Below are 18,670 nucleotides of genomic sequence, written 5' to 3'. Positions count from 1 at the left end.
GGGCCCGAACCGGCCGCACGACCCCGCACCCGCACCCCACAGGGAGATCACGTGTCCGATCCCGTCGTCAACCAGCTCGTCGAACGCAGCAACACCCTCGGTTCCGACCCGCGCAACACCAACTTCGCTGGGGGCAACACCTCCGCCGCCGGAAGTGCCACCGACCCGGTCACCGGGCAGCCCGTCGACCTGCTGTGGGTCAAGGGCTCCGGCGGCGACCTGGGCACCCTCACCGAGGACGGCCTCGCCGTCCTGCGCCTGGACCGGCTGCGCGCCCTCGTCGACGTCTACCCGGGCGAGGAGCGCGAGGACGAGATGGTCGCCGCCTTCGACCACTGCCTCTTCGGCAAGGGCGGCGCCGCACCCTCCATCGACACCGCCATGCACGGGCTGGTGCGCGCCGCGCACGTGGACCACCTGCACCCCGACTCCGGTATCGCCCTCGCCACGGCCGCCGACGGCGAACGCCTCACCCGCGAGTGCTTCGGCGACCGCGTGGTGTGGGTGCCCTGGCGCCGCCCCGGCTTCCAGCTCGGCCTGGACATCGCCGCGATCGCCGAGGAGAACCCGGACGCCATCGGCGCGGTGCTGGGCGGCCACGGCATCACGGCCTGGGCCCAGACCAGCGAGCAGTGCCAGGCCAACTCGCTGGAGATCATCCGCACCGCCGAACGCTTCCTCGCGGAGAAGGGCCGTCCCGAGCCCTTCGGCCCCGCCCTGGAGGGCTACGGGGCCCTGCCCGAGGCCGAGCGCCGCGAACGCGCGGCCGCCCTGGCCCCCGTCATCCGCGGACTGGCCTCCACCGACCACCCGCAGATCGGCCACTTCACCGACAGCGACGCGGTCCTGGACTTCCTCGCCGCCGCCGAGCACCCCCGCCTGGCCGCGCTGGGCACCTCCTGCCCCGACCACTTCCTGCGCACCAAGGTCCGACCCATGGTGCTCGACCTGCCCGCCGACGCCCCGCTGGAGCGGGCGGTGGAACGGCTGCGCGAACTGCACCAGGAGTACCGGGCCGACTACCGCGCCTACTACGAGCGCCACGCGGGCCCCGACAGCCCCGCCATGCGCGGCGCCGACCCGGCGATCGTCCTGGTCCCCGGCGTGGGCATGTTCTCCTTCGGCAAGGACGCGAAGACGGCCCGGGTCGCGGGCGAGTTCTACGTCAACGCCATCAACGTGATGCGCGGCGCCGAAGCGGTCTCCACGTACCGGCCCATCGAGGAGTCGGAGAAGTTCCGCATCGAGTACTGGTCCCTGGAGGAGGCCAAGCTCAAGCGGATGCCCGCCCCCAAGCCCCTGGCCGGCCGGATCGCCTTCGTCACCGGCGCCGCGAGCGGCATCGGCAAGGCCATCGCCACCCGCCTGGCCGCCGAGGGCGCCTGCGTGGTCGTGTCCGACCTCGACGCGGACAAGGCCGCCGAGGCCGCGGCCGGACTCGGCAACGCCGACGTCGCGGTGGGCGTGGCCTGCGACGTCAGCGACGGCCAGGCGGTCGCCCGGGCCCTGGACGAGGCCGCCCTGGCCTTCGGCGGCGTGGACCTGGTGGTCAACAACGCCGGACTGTCCATCTCCAAGCCCCTGCTGGAGACCACCGAACGCGACTGGGACCTGCAGCACGACGTCATGGCCAAGGGGTCGTTCCTGGTCTCCCGGGAGAGCGCCCGGATGATGACCCGCCAGGACATGGGCGGCGACATCGTCTACATCGCCTCGAAGAACGCGGTGTTCGCCGGACCCAAGAACATCGCCTACTCCGCGGTCAAGGCCGACCAGGCACACCAGGTGCGCCTGCTCGCCGCCGAACTCGGCGAGCACGGTATCCGCGTCAACGGCGTCAACCCCGACGGCGTCGTCCGGGGCTCGGGCATCTTCGCCGGCGGCTGGGGCGCCCAGCGCGCCGAGGTCTACGGGGTCAAGGAGGAGGAGCTGGGCGTGTTCTACGCCAAGCGCACCCTCCTGGGGCGCGAGGTGCTGCCCGAACACGTGGCCAACGCGGTGTTCGCGCTGACCGCGGGGGAGCTGTCGCACACCACCGGACTGCACGTGCCCGTGGACAGCGGCGTGGCCGCCGCGTTCCTGCGGTGAGCGCCGTGCCCGAGAAGAGGGATGCGGCGGTGCACGCCGCGATCGACCTGGGGGCCTCCAGCGGCCGGGTGATCACCGGTCACCTCCTCGACGGCGTCCTGCGCACGGAGGAGGTCGCCCGGTTCGCCAACACCCCGGTGGCCGTTCCGCGCCGTGGCGGCGACACCCTGTACTGGGACGTCCTGTCCCTGTACCGGGGAGCCCTGGAGGGGCTGCGCGCGGCGGCCGCGCCCCACGGGGGGCTGGCCTCGGTGGGCATCGACTCCTGGGCGGTGGACTACGGACTGCTCGACGCCGACGGGGCGTTGCTCGGCAACCCGGTGCACTACCGGGACGCCCGCACCACGGGTGTCCCGGAGAAGGTGTTCGAGCACCTGCCCGCCGACCGCATGTACGCGGTCAACGGGCTCCAGGTCCAACGGTTCAACACGGTGTTCCAGCTGGCCGCCGCAGCCGACGACCCCCGACTGGCACCGCTCGCCCGCGGCGCGCTGCTCGTCCCGGACCTGCTGGGGTACTGGCTGACCGGGGAGCGGGTGTGGGAGCTCACCAACGCCTCCACCACCGGGCTGGTGGACGCGCGCACCCGTGACTGGGCCCAGGAGTGCCTGGAGGTGCTGGAAGGGCCCTTCGGGGTGCCGGTGCGCGGTCTGCTGTCCCGCCTGGTCGAGCCGGGCGCGGTCGTGGGACGGTTGGAGGCACGCGAGTCGGTGGGGGCCGCCGCGGGGGCGCCGCTGGTCGCGGTCGGCTCGCACGACACCGCCTCGGCGGTGGTCGCCGTTCCGGCCGCCGCACCGAACTTCGCCTACGTCTCGAGCGGAACGTGGTCGCTGGTGGGGGTGGAGCTGGACGCCCCGGTGCGCACCGAGGAGAGCCGGGCCGCCAACTTCACCAACGAGCTCGGTGTGGACGGCACCGTCCGCTACCTGCGCAACGTCATGGGGCTGTGGGTGCTGCAGGAGTCCCTGCGCACCTGGCGCGAACGGGGCCGCGACGTGGACCTGGCCGACCTGCTGGAGCGGGCCGCCCGGGTGCCCGCGCTCGCCTGCGTGGTCGACGTGGACGACCCCCGGTTCCTTCCGCCGGGTGACATGCCCGCCCGGATCGCCGCCTACGCCGCCGAGACCGGGCAGCGCCCGCCCGAGGGGGAGGCCGAGCTGGCCCGGTGCGTCATCGACTCCCTGGCCCTGGCCTACCGCAGGGCGGTGCGCCAGGCCGCCGAGCTGTCCGGTAAGGACGTCGAGGCGGTGCACGTGGTCGGCGGCGGGTCGCGCAACACGCTGCTGTGCCGGCTGACCGCCGAAGCCACCGGTCTGCCGGTCGTGGCCGGTCCGGCCGAGGGCACCGCCGTGGGCAACCTGCTGGTGCAGGCCCGCGCGGTCGGCGCGGTGCAGGGGGAGCTGTCGGACCTGCGACGGATCGTGGCCGACTCCTTCGAGACCCGCACCTACCGTCCGGAGGCGGCGAGCGCCCCCTGGGAGAGGGCCCAGCGTTTCCTCTGGCCGGAGTGAGCAACCCCGGTCGAAGGCTCGCCCGGTCGCCCCGTGCGGCCGGGCGAACCTTCGACCACCGGTCAGGAGTCGGCCGCCTCGGCGCGCGCGTACAGGGCACGGAAGGGTGACGAGGTGACGCCGTGCGCGACCACACTGGCGGTCACGGCCAGACTGACGGCGGCGAACAGCCGCGGGTCGTGCACGCCCTCGTGGGCCGCGTGCGCCGCGTAGAAGAGCGCGCTGACGCCCATCGGGCCGAACCACCCCAGGAAGGCGGACCCGCGCGGGCGCAGCCCCAGGAGCCGCCATGCGGGTGCGAGCAGGGCAGGACGGCGCAACAACAGGACGGCGAGAACGAAGGCGAGCGCGGCCGGACCGAACCCGATCCACTCCCGCCAGGGCAGCACCGCACCCAGCAGCACGAACACGGGCAGGGCGAGGTAGCGGTTGACCGCCTCGTCGATGTTCTGCTGCGGGCCGCGCTCCCCCCTGCGCACCGCCCAGTTGTAGGCCAGTCCCGCACTGAAGACGGCGAGCACCCCGCCCGCGCCGACCAGCCGCGCCGCTCCGAGGACGGCGACGGCGAGCAGGAGCGTGAAGATCAGGGAGGGTCCCTCCTCCAGCTCCCGTTTACGGGTGGCCGCCTCCATCGCACTGCCCGCAGCCGCCCCCGCGAGCACGCCCAGGGCCACACCGCCCAGCACCTCCCACACCAGGCGGCCGACCGCGTCGCCGGGCCCGGTGAGGGGCAGGGCGACGGCCACCGCGACCCCGACCAGGGGCAGGGCGAGTCCGTCGTTGGCTCCGCTCTCCCCGGTGAGGAGCCTGCGTACGCGCCCGGGCAGGTCGCGTTCGGCGGGCCCGCCGGTCACCACCGAGGCGGCGAGCACCGGGTCGGTGGGGCACAGGCAGACGCCCGCCACCGCGGCCAGCGCCAGGGGCAGGCCGAGCAGCAGGGCCGAGGCGCCGGTCACCGCGGCCGCGAGCGGCATGACCACGCACAGCAGTAGCAGGAACTGGGGTATCAGCGGGCGCAGCGAGGAGACGGGGAAGCGCAGCGCCGCGGTCATCACCGAGGCGGCCAGCAGGACGCGGGTGCCCTCCAGCAGGAGGGACTCGCGTGTGGCGGTGGACGGGGAGACCAGGTCGAGGAAGACCGGCCCCAGAGCGACGCCGAGCAGGAGGGCCAGGAGGGGTTCGCTCAGCGGCAGGGTCCGGGTCCGGTTGCTGAACAACGCCAGGAGCACGCTGAGCGTGCCGATGGCCGCGTAGGCCAGATGGAGGGAGTTCATGCGGGGCCGCCTCCGCTGCCTCGGGTCCGTTGCGTCCGTCGGAGCAGGGTAGTAGCCGACGGCCGCGGAGTCCCGTAGGCCGGTCCGGCGGGGTGCGGGACAGCGGTCAGCACGCACGCCACCGGACGGGTCCACGTGGTGGGCCGCCGATACGGAGAACACCGCAGCACCGGAGGAACCCGCCTGCCCCGGGTGAGGAGGTCCGGGCGCGCACGGCCAGGAGGGATCAGCGTGTCCCCGGTAGCGTTCCGCGAGTTCGTGCTGGTGGTGCGTGGTGGGCGGTCAAACGTAAGAGATATGTCCGCATGTGGTCATTATTGAAACGAAATTCCTGTATGAAGGTTTTTGCCCATTTCGCAACCGATGTGTGCATGTCGAGGTGAGGTGGATCACCGGTCGTTTGTTCTCCTGGGCCTGCTAACTTCGCCTCCCGTCCCAGGGCAACCACCGGCCGTGTCCCGACGGCACGGCCTCCACCAGGTGATCCGTCACCCTGGGTCAGAGAGCCCTGCCATGTTCCGCCGTGCCCGGGCACGCGTAGCCGCACTCCTGGCGCCGCTGCTCCTGCTGCCCGCCCTGCCCGCACCCGCCCTCGCCGACGAGGGAGCCGAGGTCACCTCCGCCGACTACCCGGCCGGGGACGAGTTCCACGGTTCCCCCGGCCAGCCCGGCGACTTCACGTTCTCCAGCGACGGGTCCGAGGACGTTCAGAGCTACCTCTACGCCCTCAACGACAGCTCCTGTGTCCACGAGGCCGTGCCCGACGAGCCAGGCGGCTCGGTCACGGTGACCCTCACCCCGCGCCTGGCGGGCCCCAACCGCATCTACGCGCGCACCGTGGACGCCTCCGGCGGTTCCTCCCCCTGCGTGCTCGTCTACTCCTTCCTCGTCGCTCCGCCGAGCGACCCGGTGGCCTACTTCGCCTTCGACGAGGGGCGGGGGGACCGCGCCGCCGACGCCATCGACCCCGACCGGGGCCTTGACCTGTCCGAGAGTGTGGAGTGGGTCCGCGGCCGGGTCGGGACCGTCGAGAACCCCAACACCGACCCCGCCCCACGCCTGGAGGGTACGGCCGTCCGTACCGACGGCCGTACCGACGGCGAGATCGTCGCCGACCACTCCGCCGTGGACACCTCCGGTTCCTTCTCCGTCTCCGCGTGGGTGAAGCTGGACCGCGCACACGCCGACCACGTCGCCGTCGCCCAGGAGGGCGCCGCGCAGAGCGCCTTCCACCTCGGCTACCAGGGCGACACCGGCCAGTGGGTGTTCAGGATGTCCCCTGGGGACGAGCACCGGGGCGGGCCCCGGGAGTGGACCGCGGCAGCTTCCACCTCCGCCGACGTCGGGGTGTGGACCCACCTGCTGGGTACCCACGACGAGCGGACCGGCGAGATCACCCTCTATGTCGACGGCATCGAACAGGACACCGCCACCCACCCCGAACCGTGGAACGCCCAGGGGCCGCTCGCCATCGGACGCGCCCTGTCCCAGGGCACGGGCGAGCACCACTGGCCCGGCGCCATCGACGACGTTCGGGTGTGGGACCGCCTCGTCGTGGACGAGACCGTGTCCGACTCCGAGACCGACTCCGAGGTGTGGCGGCTGGCCAACCGGCCGATCGCCGCCGAGGGCCGGTGGATGCTCGACGAGTGGGAGGGCACGACCGTGGCCGACGCCACCGACCACGGACTCGACGCCACCCTGCACGGTGATCCCCTCACGGCTTGGAACCTCGCCGACAACGACGTCACCTTCTCCCCCGCAGTGCGGCTGAACGGGGAGAACGAGTACATCGAGGCCCCCGGTCCCGCCCTGCGCACGGACCGCAGCTTCAGCGTCGCGGCCTGGGTACGTCTGGACGAGACGGGCGAGGGCACCGACACCACCGCCGTCAGCCAGGCCGGCACGTACCAGAGCGGCTTCTACCTGGGCTACGAGGGGTCCGCGGGTGCGTGGGCGTTCAAGATGGCCCCTCACGACGACACGGCCGCTCCGGACGCGGGCGGATGGGCCCACGCCTCCTCTTCCTGGACCGCTCAGCCCGGGGAGTGGACCCATCTGACGGGGGTCTACGACCACACCCGCGGTGAGCTGGTGCTCTATGTCAACGGCTCCGAGGCTTCCCGGGCAGCGGTGGACCACGCCTGGCACGCCGACGGCCCGCTCCGGATCGGCAGCGCCCAGCACGGCGGATCCAACGCCGGCCACTGGCCGGGCGACATCGACGACGTCCACGCCTACCAGGGCGTCCTCGAAGCCCACTCGGTCTCCTCCGTCTACGCCGGGTTCTTCCCCACCGCTCAGAACTGACCCCCCACCGCCAACCTGTCCCGTGACTGTCCCCCGCCTCACCAGGCGGGGGACAGCAGGGCTGCCGTGGCTCCACGCGGTGACGACCCCGATCCTTCGGGGTTCGGGCACAGGAACCGCGGGCCGAGTCTGGCGCCGCGGTCGTGGCGAGGCTCGTGTGCTGTCGCCGGAACAGCGTCGGAGTACCCGTTCGGATCCGGGGCGGGAGCGGGGCGAAGTATTATGCGGCTCTTCTTTTAAGTGCGAAAATCCATGACCGAAACGCGAGTGAACCTCATTTGTTTTGTGTGTTAATAAACTAATGTCCTCATTGCGGGCGGGGGTTTTCTCTTCGTGGGCGGGGTGGTGTTTCTGGTGGTGGCGAACCCTTGCTTCGGATCATTCCCGGTGCGAACATCTCGTTGGGGAAACGTATTCTGCTTCCCGTCGGAAACCACCCTTCGCGCACTCGAGTGAAAGAGGCTGCTTCGTGTACGGTGCAAAGAAGAAGTTCTCGGTCGGCGCGGCGGTCCTGGCCGCTGCCGGTCTGCTCGTCCTCACGCCGACCGCCGGTGCCGCCGCCACCTCCGCCTCCGCGGCACAGGCCTGGACGTGTGACGGCGACGCCTGCCTCAGGATCGTCCAGGCCGGTGCGGCTCCCGCGATCATGGACGCCCACGGGTGCAACCACCAGGTCTGCATCACCGTCACCGGCGACGCGACCAACGGCTACAACACCACGGGCCGGGGGAGCGGCTTCTACGGCAAGATCCATGTGTGGGGCCCCGGCATGGACCAGTGGGGGCCCGACGCCAACAACCCGGCCGCCACGGGATCCGGGCACGGCAGGGGGAAGACCTGCGCCGAGGGCTGGAAGGCCGTCGGCGGGGGCCACTACACCTCTGTCGGCCTGCCGTGCAAGGAGGTCAGGTGACGGCGGGAGCCCGACGTCCCCGCGGCTGAACACCCCGGCCGCGGGGGCGGTCCGCGCCGGGGGATCCGGCCTCTTCGCGTCCTGGGACTTCGATGGCGGGCGAGCGGGAGAACGCGCCCCGGAAGTCCTCTGCGCGGATATGGCGGAACTGATCCGAAAGTCCGCGAATGTCGGCCGCAATGGTGAAAGACGCTGTCCCGGGGTTTGTTCCCGGAGAGTTCTCCCCGGTGTGAAGGTCTCGCCCGTAATGGCCCGGGCTTTTCGTCTCCGTTGAAACGCGGGGCGGGGGCGGGGCCACGGCTGTTCCATTGTCGGTCGGCGCCGGTGTCCGTTTCCCTCGGGAAGATTCGGTCAAGCCGAACGGGCGGGCCCTCGCCGCCCGCCTTCACGGGCGGTGGGCGGCAGTGGAACCGCGCAGCACCAGTTCGGGGCTGAAGAGCAGGCGCTGGTGCCGGTGGTCCGGGTCGTCCAGCTGTGCCCGGAGCAGACGCATGGCCGTACGGCCCAGCTCGTACTTGGGCTGGGCGACGGTGGTCAGGCCGGGGTGGACCAGGCTGGCGACGTCGACGTTGTCGTAGCCGATCACCGAGATGTCGTCCGGCACCCGGAGTCCGCGCCTGCCCAGCCCCTTCATGAACCCCAGGGCGAGCTGGTCGTTGGCGCACATGACCGCCGTCGACCGCTGCCTGGGGCCGCCCGCGAGGGCGGCGTCCACCGCCCGCTCGCCCTGCTCGGGGTTGAGCTGGGGGAGTTCGATCACGCTGATCGAACCGTCGGGGTCGAGGTCGGCCTCGACGAAGGCGTCGCGCAGGCCCTCGTGGCGCCGGCGCACCTGTTCGATGGCGGGCGGCCCGGTCAGGAAGGTGACCCGCTCGTGGCCCAGCCCGACGAGGTGGCGCCCGGCGGCCAGGCCGCCGGCGTGGTTGTCCACACTGACGCTGCACCCCACGTCCTCGGGTACGTCACCCCGGTCCAGGGCGACCCACGGCACCCCCTGCCGGTGCAGCCACAGCAGGTCGGAGAGGTCGTCGTCGACCGGCATGACCACCGCGCCCGCCGCGCGCTGTTCGGCGAGCAGTCTGAGGTTGCGGCGCTGCCGGGTTCCCGACTCCGCCGAGTTGAGCAGCAGGACCGCGAGCCCGGATTCGGCCGCCTCGTCCTCCATTCCGCGCGCCACCTCGGTGAAGAAGGGGTTGGTCACGTCGAGGACCAGCAGGCCCACGGCGTCGCTGCGTCCGGAGCGCAGGCTGCTGCCGGAGGAGTTGCGCACGTAGTCGAGCTCGGCGATGGCCGCCTCGACCCGGGCCCGGGTCGAGGCGGCGACCCGCTCCGGCCGGTTGAGCACGTTGGAGACGGTCCCGGGGGAGACCCCGGCGTGCCTGGCGACCTCGGTGATCCCCGCGGGGCGTTTCGCGGACGGGTGGGGTTGGGCTGTCGACAACGGGGTCTCCGGTGCTCTGTCGGTCGGGGGTCGGCGTCGGTGCGGGTCCGCCCGGACACCGTACCGACCGGGCCGCTCCCACGGTTGATCGTCACATCGTCTTTGAAACGTGTCAACGGAGTGTCGGGAAGGCCGTGGGATCGCCCTGTGGTCCTGTGTTTCCGGTTCTGTGCAGGTAGTCCGGTAAGCCCTTACCTCCGCAAATTGGCAGAGTGCCCCTTGACGAAGGGGTGTGCCCCACCTAACATCCCCATCATATTAAAACGTTTTGAGAAGCAACGGAACCCGAACCGACCTGAAACAAGGAGGGCGTACGTGCCAGAACAGCAGCCCCCGGCGCCCCCGCCCCTGGCCCTCGCCGACGTGAGCAAGTCGTTCGGCAGCGTCCGCGCCCTTGCGGGCCTCTCCCTCGAACTGCGGGCGGGTGAGGTCCACGCCCTGGTCGGAGAGAACGGGGCGGGCAAGTCCACCCTGGTCAAGACCATCGCCGGGGTCCACAGACCCGACTCCGGGCAGATCCTGGTCGACGGAGGACCCGCGGTCTTCCAGGCCCCCGTGGACGCCCAGCGCGCGGGCATCGCCGTCATCTACCAGGAGCCCACGCTCTTCCCCGACCTGTCGGTGGCCGAGAACATCTTCGTCGGACGCCAACCGCGGACCCGTCTGCGCACCATCGACCGCGCCCTGATGCGCCGACGGACCGCCGAGGCGTTCGACCGCCTCGGCGTGGACATCGACCCCGACCGCCCGGCACGCGGCCTGTCCATCGCCGACCAGCAGCTCGTCGAGATCGCCAAGGCCCTCACCCGGCAGGCCCGGGTCCTGGTCATGGACGAACCCACCGCCGCCCTGTCCGGCGTCGAGGCCGAACGCCTCTTCCGGGTCGCTCGCTCCCTGCGCGACTCCGGCGCCGCCCTGCTGTTCATCTCCCACCGCTTCGACGAGGTGTTCGCGCTCTGCGATCGCATCACGGTCGTGCGCGACGGCGCGTTCGTCTCCTGCGACCCCACGCCCGAACTGGACGTGGACACCGTGGTCCGACGCATGGTCGGCAGGGAGGTCTCCAGCCTGTACCCGAAGGAGGAGGCACAGGTCGGTGAAACCGTCCTGGAGGTCGAGGGCCTGACCCGCCAGGGCGTCTTCACCGACGTGTCCTTCTCGGTGCGGGCCGGTGAGATCGTCGCCCTGGCCGGGCTGGTGGGGGCGGGACGCAGCGAGGTCATCCGGGCCGCCTTCGGGGTGGACCGCCCCGACGCCGGAACGGTCCGGGTCCTGGGCCGGGACCTGCCCGCCGGCCGCCCCAAGGCCGCGATGGCGGCCGGTGTGGCACTCGTCCCCGAGGACCGCCGCCTCCAGGGGCTGGTCATGGAGTCCTCCATCGAGCGGAACGCCACCGCCACCCGGCGCGGAGCCCTGAGCCGCATGGGCCTGCTGGGTCCGGGCGCCGAGCGCGGTGCCGCCCGGGAATGGGGCGAGCGCCTGCAGCTCAAGTGCGGTGCCATCACCGACCCGGTCGCCACGCTCTCCGGCGGCAACCAGCAGAAGGTCGTCCTGGCCAAGTGGCTCTCCACGCAGCCGAAGGTGCTCTTCATCGACGAACCCACCCGAGGCATCGACGTCGGTACCAAGGCCGAGGTGCACCGGCTGCTGTCCCGGCTGGCCGGTGAGGGGCTGGCCATCGTCATGGTCTCCAGCGAACTCCCCGAGGTCCTGGGCATGGCTGACCGGGTCCTGGTCATGCACGAGGGGCGGATCACCGCAGAACTCGACCGCGAGTCCGCGGACGAGGAGTCGGTGATGTACGCGGCCACCGGTCAGCACCGGGCCGGGGCGGCCTGAGCCCGTGCGCAACGCAACCGAAACCCGCCCCGTGAAGGAGGCCCAGTGACCCCGCCCGACACCGGCACCTCACCAGAGGCGCCCGCCCGTCCCCCCGAGGACGTATCGGCCCCGGCGTCCTCGCCCCCCGGTGGCCGCCCGGCACGCCGCCCCCGACAGGTACGCGAACTCGGCGTCCTGCTCGCGGTCGTGGCCCTGATCCTCGCCACCTGGCTGCACAACCCGGGTTTCCTGTCCACGCAGGGGATCCGCGACCTGTTCCTCGGTGCCACCGTGCTCTCGGTCCTCGCGGTCGGCCAGGCCATGGTGCTGATCACCAGGAACGTCGACCTCTCCGTCGGCTCCGTGATGGGCCTGTCGGCCTTCGGGGTCGGCATCCTCTTCGTGACCTTCCCCGGTCTCCCCGTCCCGGTGGCGATGCTCTGCGGTGTCGCCATCGGAGCGGTCTGCGGCCTGCTCAACGGCGCCCTGGTCACCACCGTCCAGGTACCCGCCCTGGTGGTCACCCTCGGTACGCTCTACGCCTTCCGCGGGATCAACCACTGGTGGGCGGACGGCGGCCAGGTCAACGCGCACGACATGCCCGCCGCCTTCCTCGAACTGGGCCGGGTCAGCGTCCTGGGGGTCCCGCTCCCCGCGGCAGTGGCCATCGCCACCGTGGTGGTGGCCGGCCTGTACCTGGCCCACTACCGTTCGGGCCGCGAGCTGTACGCCATCGGCTCCAACGCCGAAGCCGCACGTCTGTCCGGTGTCCCCGCCGGGCGCAGGGTCCTGACCGCCTTCGTCGTCAACGGAGCCCTGGCCGGGCTGGCGGGCGTGCTGTTCGCCGCCCGTTACGGCACGGTCGATTCCACTGTCGGCACCGGTATGGAACTCCAGGTGGTCGCGGCCGCCGTGGTCGGCGGCGTGGCCATCGCGGGCGGTGTCGGCACCGTCTACGGGGCCGCCGTCGGCGCGGTGCTGATGACCACCATCACTGCCACCCTGCCCATCTGGCAGATCAACCAGTTCTGGCACCAGGCCGTGGTGGGCGCCCTGATCCTGGCCGCCATCGGCCTGGACCGCCTGCTGGCCCTGCGTACCGCCCGCAAACTCGGAGGAGGGGGAACCCGTGGTGCCTGAGCACACCCGGACCCCGTCGGGGATCGCGCCCCGGCTGCGTTCCGCACTGTCACTGCGCGAGGCGCCCGTCCTGGGGGCCCTGCTGGTCACCCTGGTGTGCGCCAGCGTGTTCGTCGACAACTTCGCCACCGAGCGCAACACGGGCTTCCTGCTGTTGAGCGTGACCGCCATCGCCCTGATGGCACTGCCCATGACCCTCATCGTCATCACCGGTGAGATCGACCTGTCCGTGGCCAGCACACTGGCCCTGAGCAGTGCCACCATGGGCGTCCTGTGGGAGGCGGGCGTACCCATCGAGACCGCCCTGTGGATCTGCCTCGCGGTGGGCCTGGCCGTGGGCGCGCTCAACGGCGTGCTGGTCACCCTGTGCGGGCTGCCCTCCCTGGCCGTGACCATCGGCACCATGGCCCTCTACCGGGGCCTGGCCTACGTCCTGCTCGGCGACCGCGCCGTGGCCAGTTACCCGCAGACCTGGGTCAGCGGTGCCCGGGACGCCTTCCCCGGCGTCCCCGGCCTGCCGTGGATCGCCGTGGCCGTCGCCCTGCTCGCCGCGCTGTTCGCCGTGTTGCTGCACGCCTCCGCGCTGGGGCGCTCCCTGTACGACATCGGCAACAACGACGAGGCCGCGCGTTTCACCGGCATCCGGGTCAGGTGGACCAAGTTCTGGCTGTTCACCGCCAGCGGGGCCGTCTCGGCCGGGGCCGGTGTGTTCTGGACCCTGCAGTACGGCACCTCCAGGGCCGACACCGCCTTCGGGCTGGAACTCCAGGTCGTGGCCGCCGTCCTGCTGGGCGGGGTCTCCATCTTCGGCGGTGTCGGCACCGTCGTGGGCGTCATGGCCGGGGTGCTGCTGCTCGGTTCCCTGCGCAACGCCCTCCAACTCCTCGGGATCTCCAGCGAGGTCCTCCAGGTGGTCACCGGCCTGATCCTCATCGCCTCCGTGGTCGCACCGAACCTGGCGGCCCGACTCCGGGCCCGCCGAAGGACGAGCGGTCCAAACCCCGCACCCGATCCAGACGACCGGGAACACCCGGTCGCCGTCCCGTCAGGAGAAGACTCATGACCCATCCCCTCCGCTACCGTTCGCTGCTGTTCGCGTCCGCGGCGTCCGCGGTCCTGCTCGCCACCGCCTGCGGCGGCACCACCATCGACGACGCCCAGGAGGACGGCGGGAGCGGCCCCACCGGTACCGCCGACCCGAACGCCGAGATCCCCGAGGGCCTGGCGATCGACTTCCTGCCCAAGCAGCTCAACAACCCGTTCTTCGACCTGGTCAACGAGGGCGGATTCGCGGCCGTCGAGGAGCTGGGCGGCGAGGCCACCGAACGCGGCGGCACCGAGGCCACCGCCGACTCCCAGGTGGAGTACGTCAACGCCGCCAGCCAGGCCGGCAGCGACGTCATCGTGATCGCCGCCAACGACCCGGACGCGGTCTGCCCCGCGCTCAACGAGGCCCGGGACAACGGTGCCGCCATCGTCGGCTACGACTCCGACGCCAACTGCACCGACGTGTTCGTCAACCAGTCCACCAACGAACTCATCGGCCGCGCCCTCGCGGACATGATCAGCGACGAGCTCGGTGGCGAGGGCACCTTCGCCGTCCTGTCGGCCACGCCCAACGCCACCAATCAGAACGCGTGGATCGCCGAACTGGAGGAGATCCTCCAGGAGGAGGACTACGCCGACCTCGAACTGGTGGACACCGTCTACGGAAACGACGACGACCTGGAGTCCTTCCAGGAGATGCAGGGCCTGGTGCAGGCCCACCCGGACCTGGACGGCGTCGTGTCGCCGACCACGGTGGGCCTGGCCGCGGCGGCCCGCTACGTCAGCGACTCCGAGTACCAGGGGGAACTCGCCGTCACCGGCCTGGGCACCCCCAACCAGATGCGCGAGTTCGTGCACGACGGCACCGTCGGCCAGTTCGCCCTGTGGAACCCGAACGAGTTGGGCTACCTGGCCGGGTACACCGGGGCCGCCCTGCAGGCCGGACAGATCACCGGTGCCGCCGGTGAGACCTTCACCGCCGGGGAGCTGGGGGAGTTCACCTTCGAGACCGACGGCGAGGTCGTGCTCGGCCCGCCGATGGTCTTCGACGCCGACAACGTCGACGACTTCGACTTCTGACCCGATCCGACCAGCGCCGGAGGCGGCCCCGCGCCGCCTCCGGCGCCCCCACGCAGGGAGGCCCCGTGGAACGTGTCTGTTTCGTGCTCAAGGTGCGCGAGGACCGCCTTGAGGAGTACCGGGAGCGCCACGCCGAGGTCTGGCCGCAGATGCGGGCGGCCCTGTCCGCATCCGGCTGGCACAACTACTCCCTCTTCTGCGACGACCGTGGCACGGTCGTCGGCTACCTGGAGACCGAGGACTTCGAGGCCGCCCGCGCCGCGATGGCACGGACCGACGTGAACGCGCGCTGGCAGGCGGAGATGGCCCCGTTCTTCGAGGACCTGGACGGCCGCCCCGACGAGGGCATGGTGCCGCTGACCGAGATCTTCCACCTGCCCTGAGCCGCCCCGGGCCGCGGCCGGTCCGCGCCGCCCGGCCCGCCCGCACCGTGCGGGCGGGCCGGGCGGCGCGCGCGCCTCAGCGGGCCCGGCGCACCACCGCCCGCTGGAACACCACGAAGACCAGGAGCAGCACGCCGACCACGATCCTGGTCCACCAGGAGCTCAGGGTGCCCTCGAACGAGATCAGCGTCTGCACCGTCCCCAGCACCAGCACACCCGCCACCGAACCGGCCACATAGCCGACCCCGCCGGAGAGCAGCGTCCCGCCGACCACCACGGCCGCGATGACGTCCAGCTCCATGCCGACCGCGTGCAGGCCGTACCCGGACAGCATGTAGAGGCTGAACAGCAGTCCGCCCAGGGCCGAGCAGAACCCGCTCACCGCGTAGACCCCCACCTTGACCCGGCCGGTGGGCAGCCCCATCAGCCGGGCCGAGGCCTCACTGCCGCCGACCGCGTAGACCGTGCGGCCGAAGCGGGTCCGGTGCAGCACGTGCGTCGCGACCAGCACCACCGCCAGGGCGATCAGGACGCTGTAGGTCAGGGTCACGCCCTCGACGGGGGTGATGGTCCCCGTCGCCGCGGCCCGGAAGGCCGGGTCGGTGATGGAGACCGACTCGACGCTGATGAGGAAGCACAGCCCCCGGGCCAGGAACATGCCGGCGAGCGTCACGATGAAGGGCTGGACCTCGAAGTGGTGGATGACCAGCCCCATCAGCGACCCCAGGCAGGTGCCCGTGAGCAGTACCGCGGCCACCGACACCAGCGGCGGCCAGCCCGCCTCCAGGGTCGCCGCGGCGATCATGGTGGACAGGGCCGCCACGGCGCCCACCGACAGGTCGATTCCGCCGGTCAGGATCACGAAGGTCATCCCGACCGCCAGCACGATCAGGAACGCGTTGTCCACGAACAGGTTCGTCAGGACCTGCGGCGAGGCGAAACCCTCGTAGCGCAGCGACCCCGCCCCGAAGGTGAGCACGAACACCGCGAACGTGGCGGCCACGGGCAGGAAACGCCGGGGTATGCGGACCTGTCTCCGTCTGACGTCCATGACGCTCATGCGGCGGTCACCTCCTCGGGACGGGACGGCCGCGGACCGGCCTTCCGGCGGACGCCGAACACCTGCGAGGTCCGCGGGGACTGGAGCAGGCACACGGCGATGACAACGACCGCCTTGAACACCAGTGCGGCGTTGGGCGCCACACCGATCGAGTAGACGGTGGTGGTCAGGGTCTGGATCACCAGGGCGCCGACGAGGGTCCCGGCCAGCGAGTACCGGCCGCCCGCCAGCGAGGTGCCGCCGATGACCACCGCGAGGATGGCGTCCATCTCGATCCACAGCCCGGCGTTGTTGGCGTCCGCGGCGTTGACGTTGGAACTGATCATCAGGCCCGCCACCCCGGCGCAGAGCCCGGCGAACACGTACACCGTCCAGATGATGGTGCGGGACCGGACCCCGGCCAGCAGACTGGCCCGGGGGTTGACACCGACCGATTCGACGAGCATCCCCAGGGCGGTTCCGCGGGTCAGCAGGGCGACACCCACCAGGACCCCCAGGCTGACCAGGACCGCGATCGGGAGCACGAGGAAGCCCGCGCCGATCTGGTGGTAGAGCGGGTCGTCGACGGTGATGATCTGCCCTTCGGTGACCAGCATCGCCGCTCCGCGCCCGGCGGTCATCAGCACCAGGGTCGCGATGATGGGCTGGATCCCCAGTACCGACACCAGGAAACCGTTCCACAGCCCGAGCAGGACGCAGGCGCACAGGGCCAGCAGCACGGCGGTGGCCGCGCTTCCGCCCGAGGCGATCCAGGTGCAGGCGACCGCGCCGGCGATCGCCGCGACCGCGCCCACCGACAGGTCGATCCCCCGGGTGGCGATCACCAGGGTCATGCCGACGGCGATGAGCAGGGTCGGGGCCCCGTTGCGGAGGATGTCGACGAGGCTGCCGTACAACTGGCCGTTCTGCAGCCTGATCTCCAGGAACGACGGGTTGGACGCGGTGTTGAGCACCAGCAGCAGGACCAGGGCGGCGATCGGCCAGAAGAGGTGGTGGCGCAGGAGCTGTCCCGGTCTCACGAGGCCACCGCCCTGCCGTGCTCGCCGTGCGCGGCGGCGATGCTGGCCATCACCCGGTCCACCGTGGCCTCGGCGCCGTCGAGTTCGGCCACCTTGTGCCGGTCGCGCAGGACCACCACCCGGTCGGACACCCGGACCACCTCCTCCAGTTCGGCGGAGACGAACAGTACGGCCGTGCCGTCCGCGGCCAGGTCGGCCACCACCTGCTGGATCTGGGCCTTGGCCCCGACGTCGATGCCGCGGGTGGGTTCGTCGAGGATGAGCAGTTTCGGCCGGGTGATCAGCCACCTGGCCAGCAGGACCTTCTGCTGGTTGCCTCCGGACAGGTTCTTGGTGAGCGCTCCCGGATCGGTCGGCCGGATGTCGAGTTTGTCGATGTACTCGGCCACGAGGGCGTCGGCGGTGCGCCGTGGGACGGGACGAGCCCACCCCCGGGCGGCCTGCAGGGCCAGGAGCAGGTTGTCGCGCACGCTGAGGTCCGCGACCAGCCCTTCCGCCTTGCGGTCCTCCGAACAGAAGGCGACCCCTCGGGCGATCATCGAACGCGCGCTCCGGGGGCGGAAGGGACGGCCGCCGGTGGAGAGGCCGCCGGTGTCCGCGCGGTCGGCGCCGAAGAGCAGCCGGGCCAGTTCCGTGCGCCCCGAACCGAGCAGCCCGGCCAGGCCCACCACCTCCCCGGCGTGGATCTCCAGGTCGAACGGCGCGATCGCGCCGCCGCGCCCCAGGTTCCGGGCGGTCAGGACCGGGGCCGAGGCCGGGGCGCGCTCCCGGGACCGGCGCCCGACCTCCTCCAGGACGGTGTTCTCCCGGCCGAGCATGGCCGAGACCAGCTCCAGGCGGCCCGTCTCGGCCGGCAGGTACTCCCCGACCAGGCTGCCGTTGCGCAGGACCGTCATCCGGTCGGCGATCTCGTACACCTGGTCCAGGAAGTGGGAGACGAACAGGATCGCGACGCCGTCGTCGCGCAGGACCCGCATGATCCGGAACAGTTCGGCGACCTCGTCCGCGTCGAGGCTGGAGGTCGGTTCGTCCAGGACCAGGACCCGGGCGTCGACGGCCAGGGCCCGCGCGATGGCGACGAGCTGCTGTACGGCGATGGGGTGGCTGTCCAGGGCCGAGGCGGGGTCGATCGACAGGCCGATGCGCCGCAGCAGTCCGGCGGCCCGGGCCCGGCAGGCGCGGGAGTCGATGGCGCCCAGGCGCCGCGGTTCGCGGCCCAGGAGGATGTTCTCGGCCACCGACAGGTTCGGGCAGAGGTTGACCTCCTGGTAGACGGTGCTGATCCCGGCGTCCTGGGCCTGCACGGGCGTGCCGAACCCCACCTGTTCCCCTTGGAGGCGGATCACCCCCGCGGTCGGTCGGTGCACGCCGGTGAGGGCCTTGATCAGGGTGGACTTCCCGGCGCCGTTCTCGCCCATCAGGGCGTGGACCTCACCGGGAAGCAGCCGGAAGTCGACCTCCGAGAGCGCCCTGACACCCGGGAACTCCACGGTGATGCCGCGCATGTCGACCGCGGGGGCCGCGCGCGCTGATGAATCGGTCATGACCAGAGCTTTCGTTTCTGGGGCCCCGTTCCCGGGCTC

Annotated in this window: 14 protein-coding genes; 9 read left to right on the top strand and 5 right to left on the bottom strand. The window is 71.7% G+C overall.

Annotation, left to right across the window (positions count from 1 at the left end):
* The first annotated feature begins 51 nt into the window (after positions 1 to 51).
* Both AC0VYD_RS15310 and AC0VYD_RS15305 read left to right on the top strand, forming a co-directional pair.
* Positions 52 to 2,088, top strand: a complete 2,037-nt coding sequence (locus AC0VYD_RS15310; RefSeq protein WP_475476208.1) for a bifunctional aldolase/short-chain dehydrogenase — start codon at positions 52 to 54, stop codon at positions 2,086 to 2,088.
* Positions 2,085 to 3,599, top strand: coding sequence for a rhamnulokinase (locus AC0VYD_RS15305; protein ID WP_475476207.1), 1,515 nt, complete (start codon positions 2,085 to 2,087; stop codon positions 3,597 to 3,599). Before AC0VYD_RS15310 ends, AC0VYD_RS15305 begins: the two co-directional genes overlap by 4 nt.
* Positions 3,600 to 3,661: 62 nt before the next feature.
* On the opposite strand, the gene AC0VYD_RS15300 is transcribed toward AC0VYD_RS15305, so the two are convergent.
* Positions 3,662 to 4,873: a cation:proton antiporter domain-containing protein gene (locus AC0VYD_RS15300; RefSeq protein WP_475476206.1), complete on the bottom strand. Its 1,212-nt coding sequence runs from the start codon at positions 4,871 to 4,873 to the stop codon at positions 3,662 to 3,664.
* 513 nt (positions 4,874 to 5,386) lie between these two features.
* Between AC0VYD_RS15300 and AC0VYD_RS15295 the strand changes: the two genes are divergently transcribed.
* Positions 5,387 to 7,183: a LamG domain-containing protein gene (locus AC0VYD_RS15295; RefSeq protein ID WP_475476205.1), complete on the top strand. Its 1,797-nt coding sequence runs from the start codon at positions 5,387 to 5,389 to the stop codon at positions 7,181 to 7,183.
* 469 nt (positions 7,184 to 7,652) lie between these two features.
* Positions 7,653 to 8,096, top strand: coding sequence for a hypothetical protein (locus AC0VYD_RS15290; RefSeq protein ID WP_475476204.1), 444 nt, complete (start codon positions 7,653 to 7,655; stop codon positions 8,094 to 8,096).
* Positions 8,097 to 8,481: 385 nt separating this feature from the next.
* On the opposite strand, the gene AC0VYD_RS15285 is transcribed toward AC0VYD_RS15290, so the two are convergent.
* Complete coding sequence (locus tag AC0VYD_RS15285) at positions 8,482 to 9,537, bottom strand: LacI family DNA-binding transcriptional regulator (RefSeq protein WP_475476203.1); 1,056 nt, start codon at positions 9,535 to 9,537, stop codon at positions 8,482 to 8,484.
* Positions 9,538 to 9,900: 363 nt separating this feature from the next.
* Between AC0VYD_RS15285 and AC0VYD_RS15280 the strand changes: the two genes are divergently transcribed.
* The 5 genes from AC0VYD_RS15280 to AC0VYD_RS15260 all read left to right on the top strand — a co-directional run bounded on the left by AC0VYD_RS15280 (position 9,901) and on the right by AC0VYD_RS15260 (position 15,008).
* Positions 9,901 to 11,376: a sugar ABC transporter ATP-binding protein gene (locus AC0VYD_RS15280; protein WP_475480275.1), complete on the top strand. Its 1,476-nt coding sequence runs from the start codon at positions 9,901 to 9,903 to the stop codon at positions 11,374 to 11,376.
* Positions 11,377 to 11,553: 177 nt separating this feature from the next.
* Positions 11,554 to 12,498: an ABC transporter permease gene (locus AC0VYD_RS15275; protein WP_475480274.1), complete on the top strand. Its 945-nt coding sequence runs from the start codon at positions 11,554 to 11,556 to the stop codon at positions 12,496 to 12,498.
* Entirely contained in the window at positions 12,488 to 13,561 is a 1,074-nt protein-coding gene (locus tag AC0VYD_RS15270) for an ABC transporter permease (RefSeq protein ID WP_475476202.1), read from the top strand. Before AC0VYD_RS15275 ends, AC0VYD_RS15270 begins: the two co-directional genes overlap by 11 nt.
* Entirely contained in the window at positions 13,558 to 14,625 is a 1,068-nt protein-coding gene (locus tag AC0VYD_RS15265; RefSeq protein WP_475476201.1) for a rhamnose ABC transporter substrate-binding protein, read from the top strand. Before AC0VYD_RS15270 ends, AC0VYD_RS15265 begins: the two co-directional genes overlap by 4 nt.
* A 65-nt stretch (positions 14,626 to 14,690) precedes the next feature.
* A complete protein-coding gene (locus AC0VYD_RS15260; RefSeq protein WP_452547765.1) occupies positions 14,691 to 15,008 on the top strand; it encodes an L-rhamnose mutarotase in 318 nt (105 codons plus the stop codon).
* 76 nt (positions 15,009 to 15,084) lie between these two features.
* On the opposite strand, the gene yjfF is transcribed toward AC0VYD_RS15260, so the two are convergent.
* The 3 genes from yjfF to AC0VYD_RS15245 are packed head-to-tail and all read right to left on the bottom strand — an operon-like array spanning position 15,085 to position 18,631.
* The gene (gene yjfF, locus AC0VYD_RS15255; RefSeq protein ID WP_475476200.1) at positions 15,085 to 16,068 is read right to left on the bottom strand and encodes a galactofuranose ABC transporter, permease protein YjfF; all 984 of its coding nucleotides are present in this window, start codon (positions 16,066 to 16,068) and stop codon (positions 15,085 to 15,087) included.
* Positions 16,065 to 17,087, bottom strand: coding sequence for an ABC transporter permease (locus AC0VYD_RS15250; RefSeq protein ID WP_475476199.1), 1,023 nt, complete (start codon positions 17,085 to 17,087; stop codon positions 16,065 to 16,067). The genes yjfF and AC0VYD_RS15250 overlap by 4 nt, the downstream gene beginning before the upstream one ends.
* Entirely contained in the window at positions 17,084 to 18,631 is a 1,548-nt protein-coding gene (locus AC0VYD_RS15245) for a sugar ABC transporter ATP-binding protein (protein ID WP_475476198.1), read from the bottom strand. Before AC0VYD_RS15245 ends, AC0VYD_RS15250 begins: the two co-directional genes overlap by 4 nt.
* Positions 18,632 to 18,670: the final 39 nt, after the last annotated feature.

Source organism: Nocardiopsis sp. iso_40, assembly GCF_056173285.1.
This window is presented reverse-complemented; position numbering and strand designations above follow the sequence as displayed.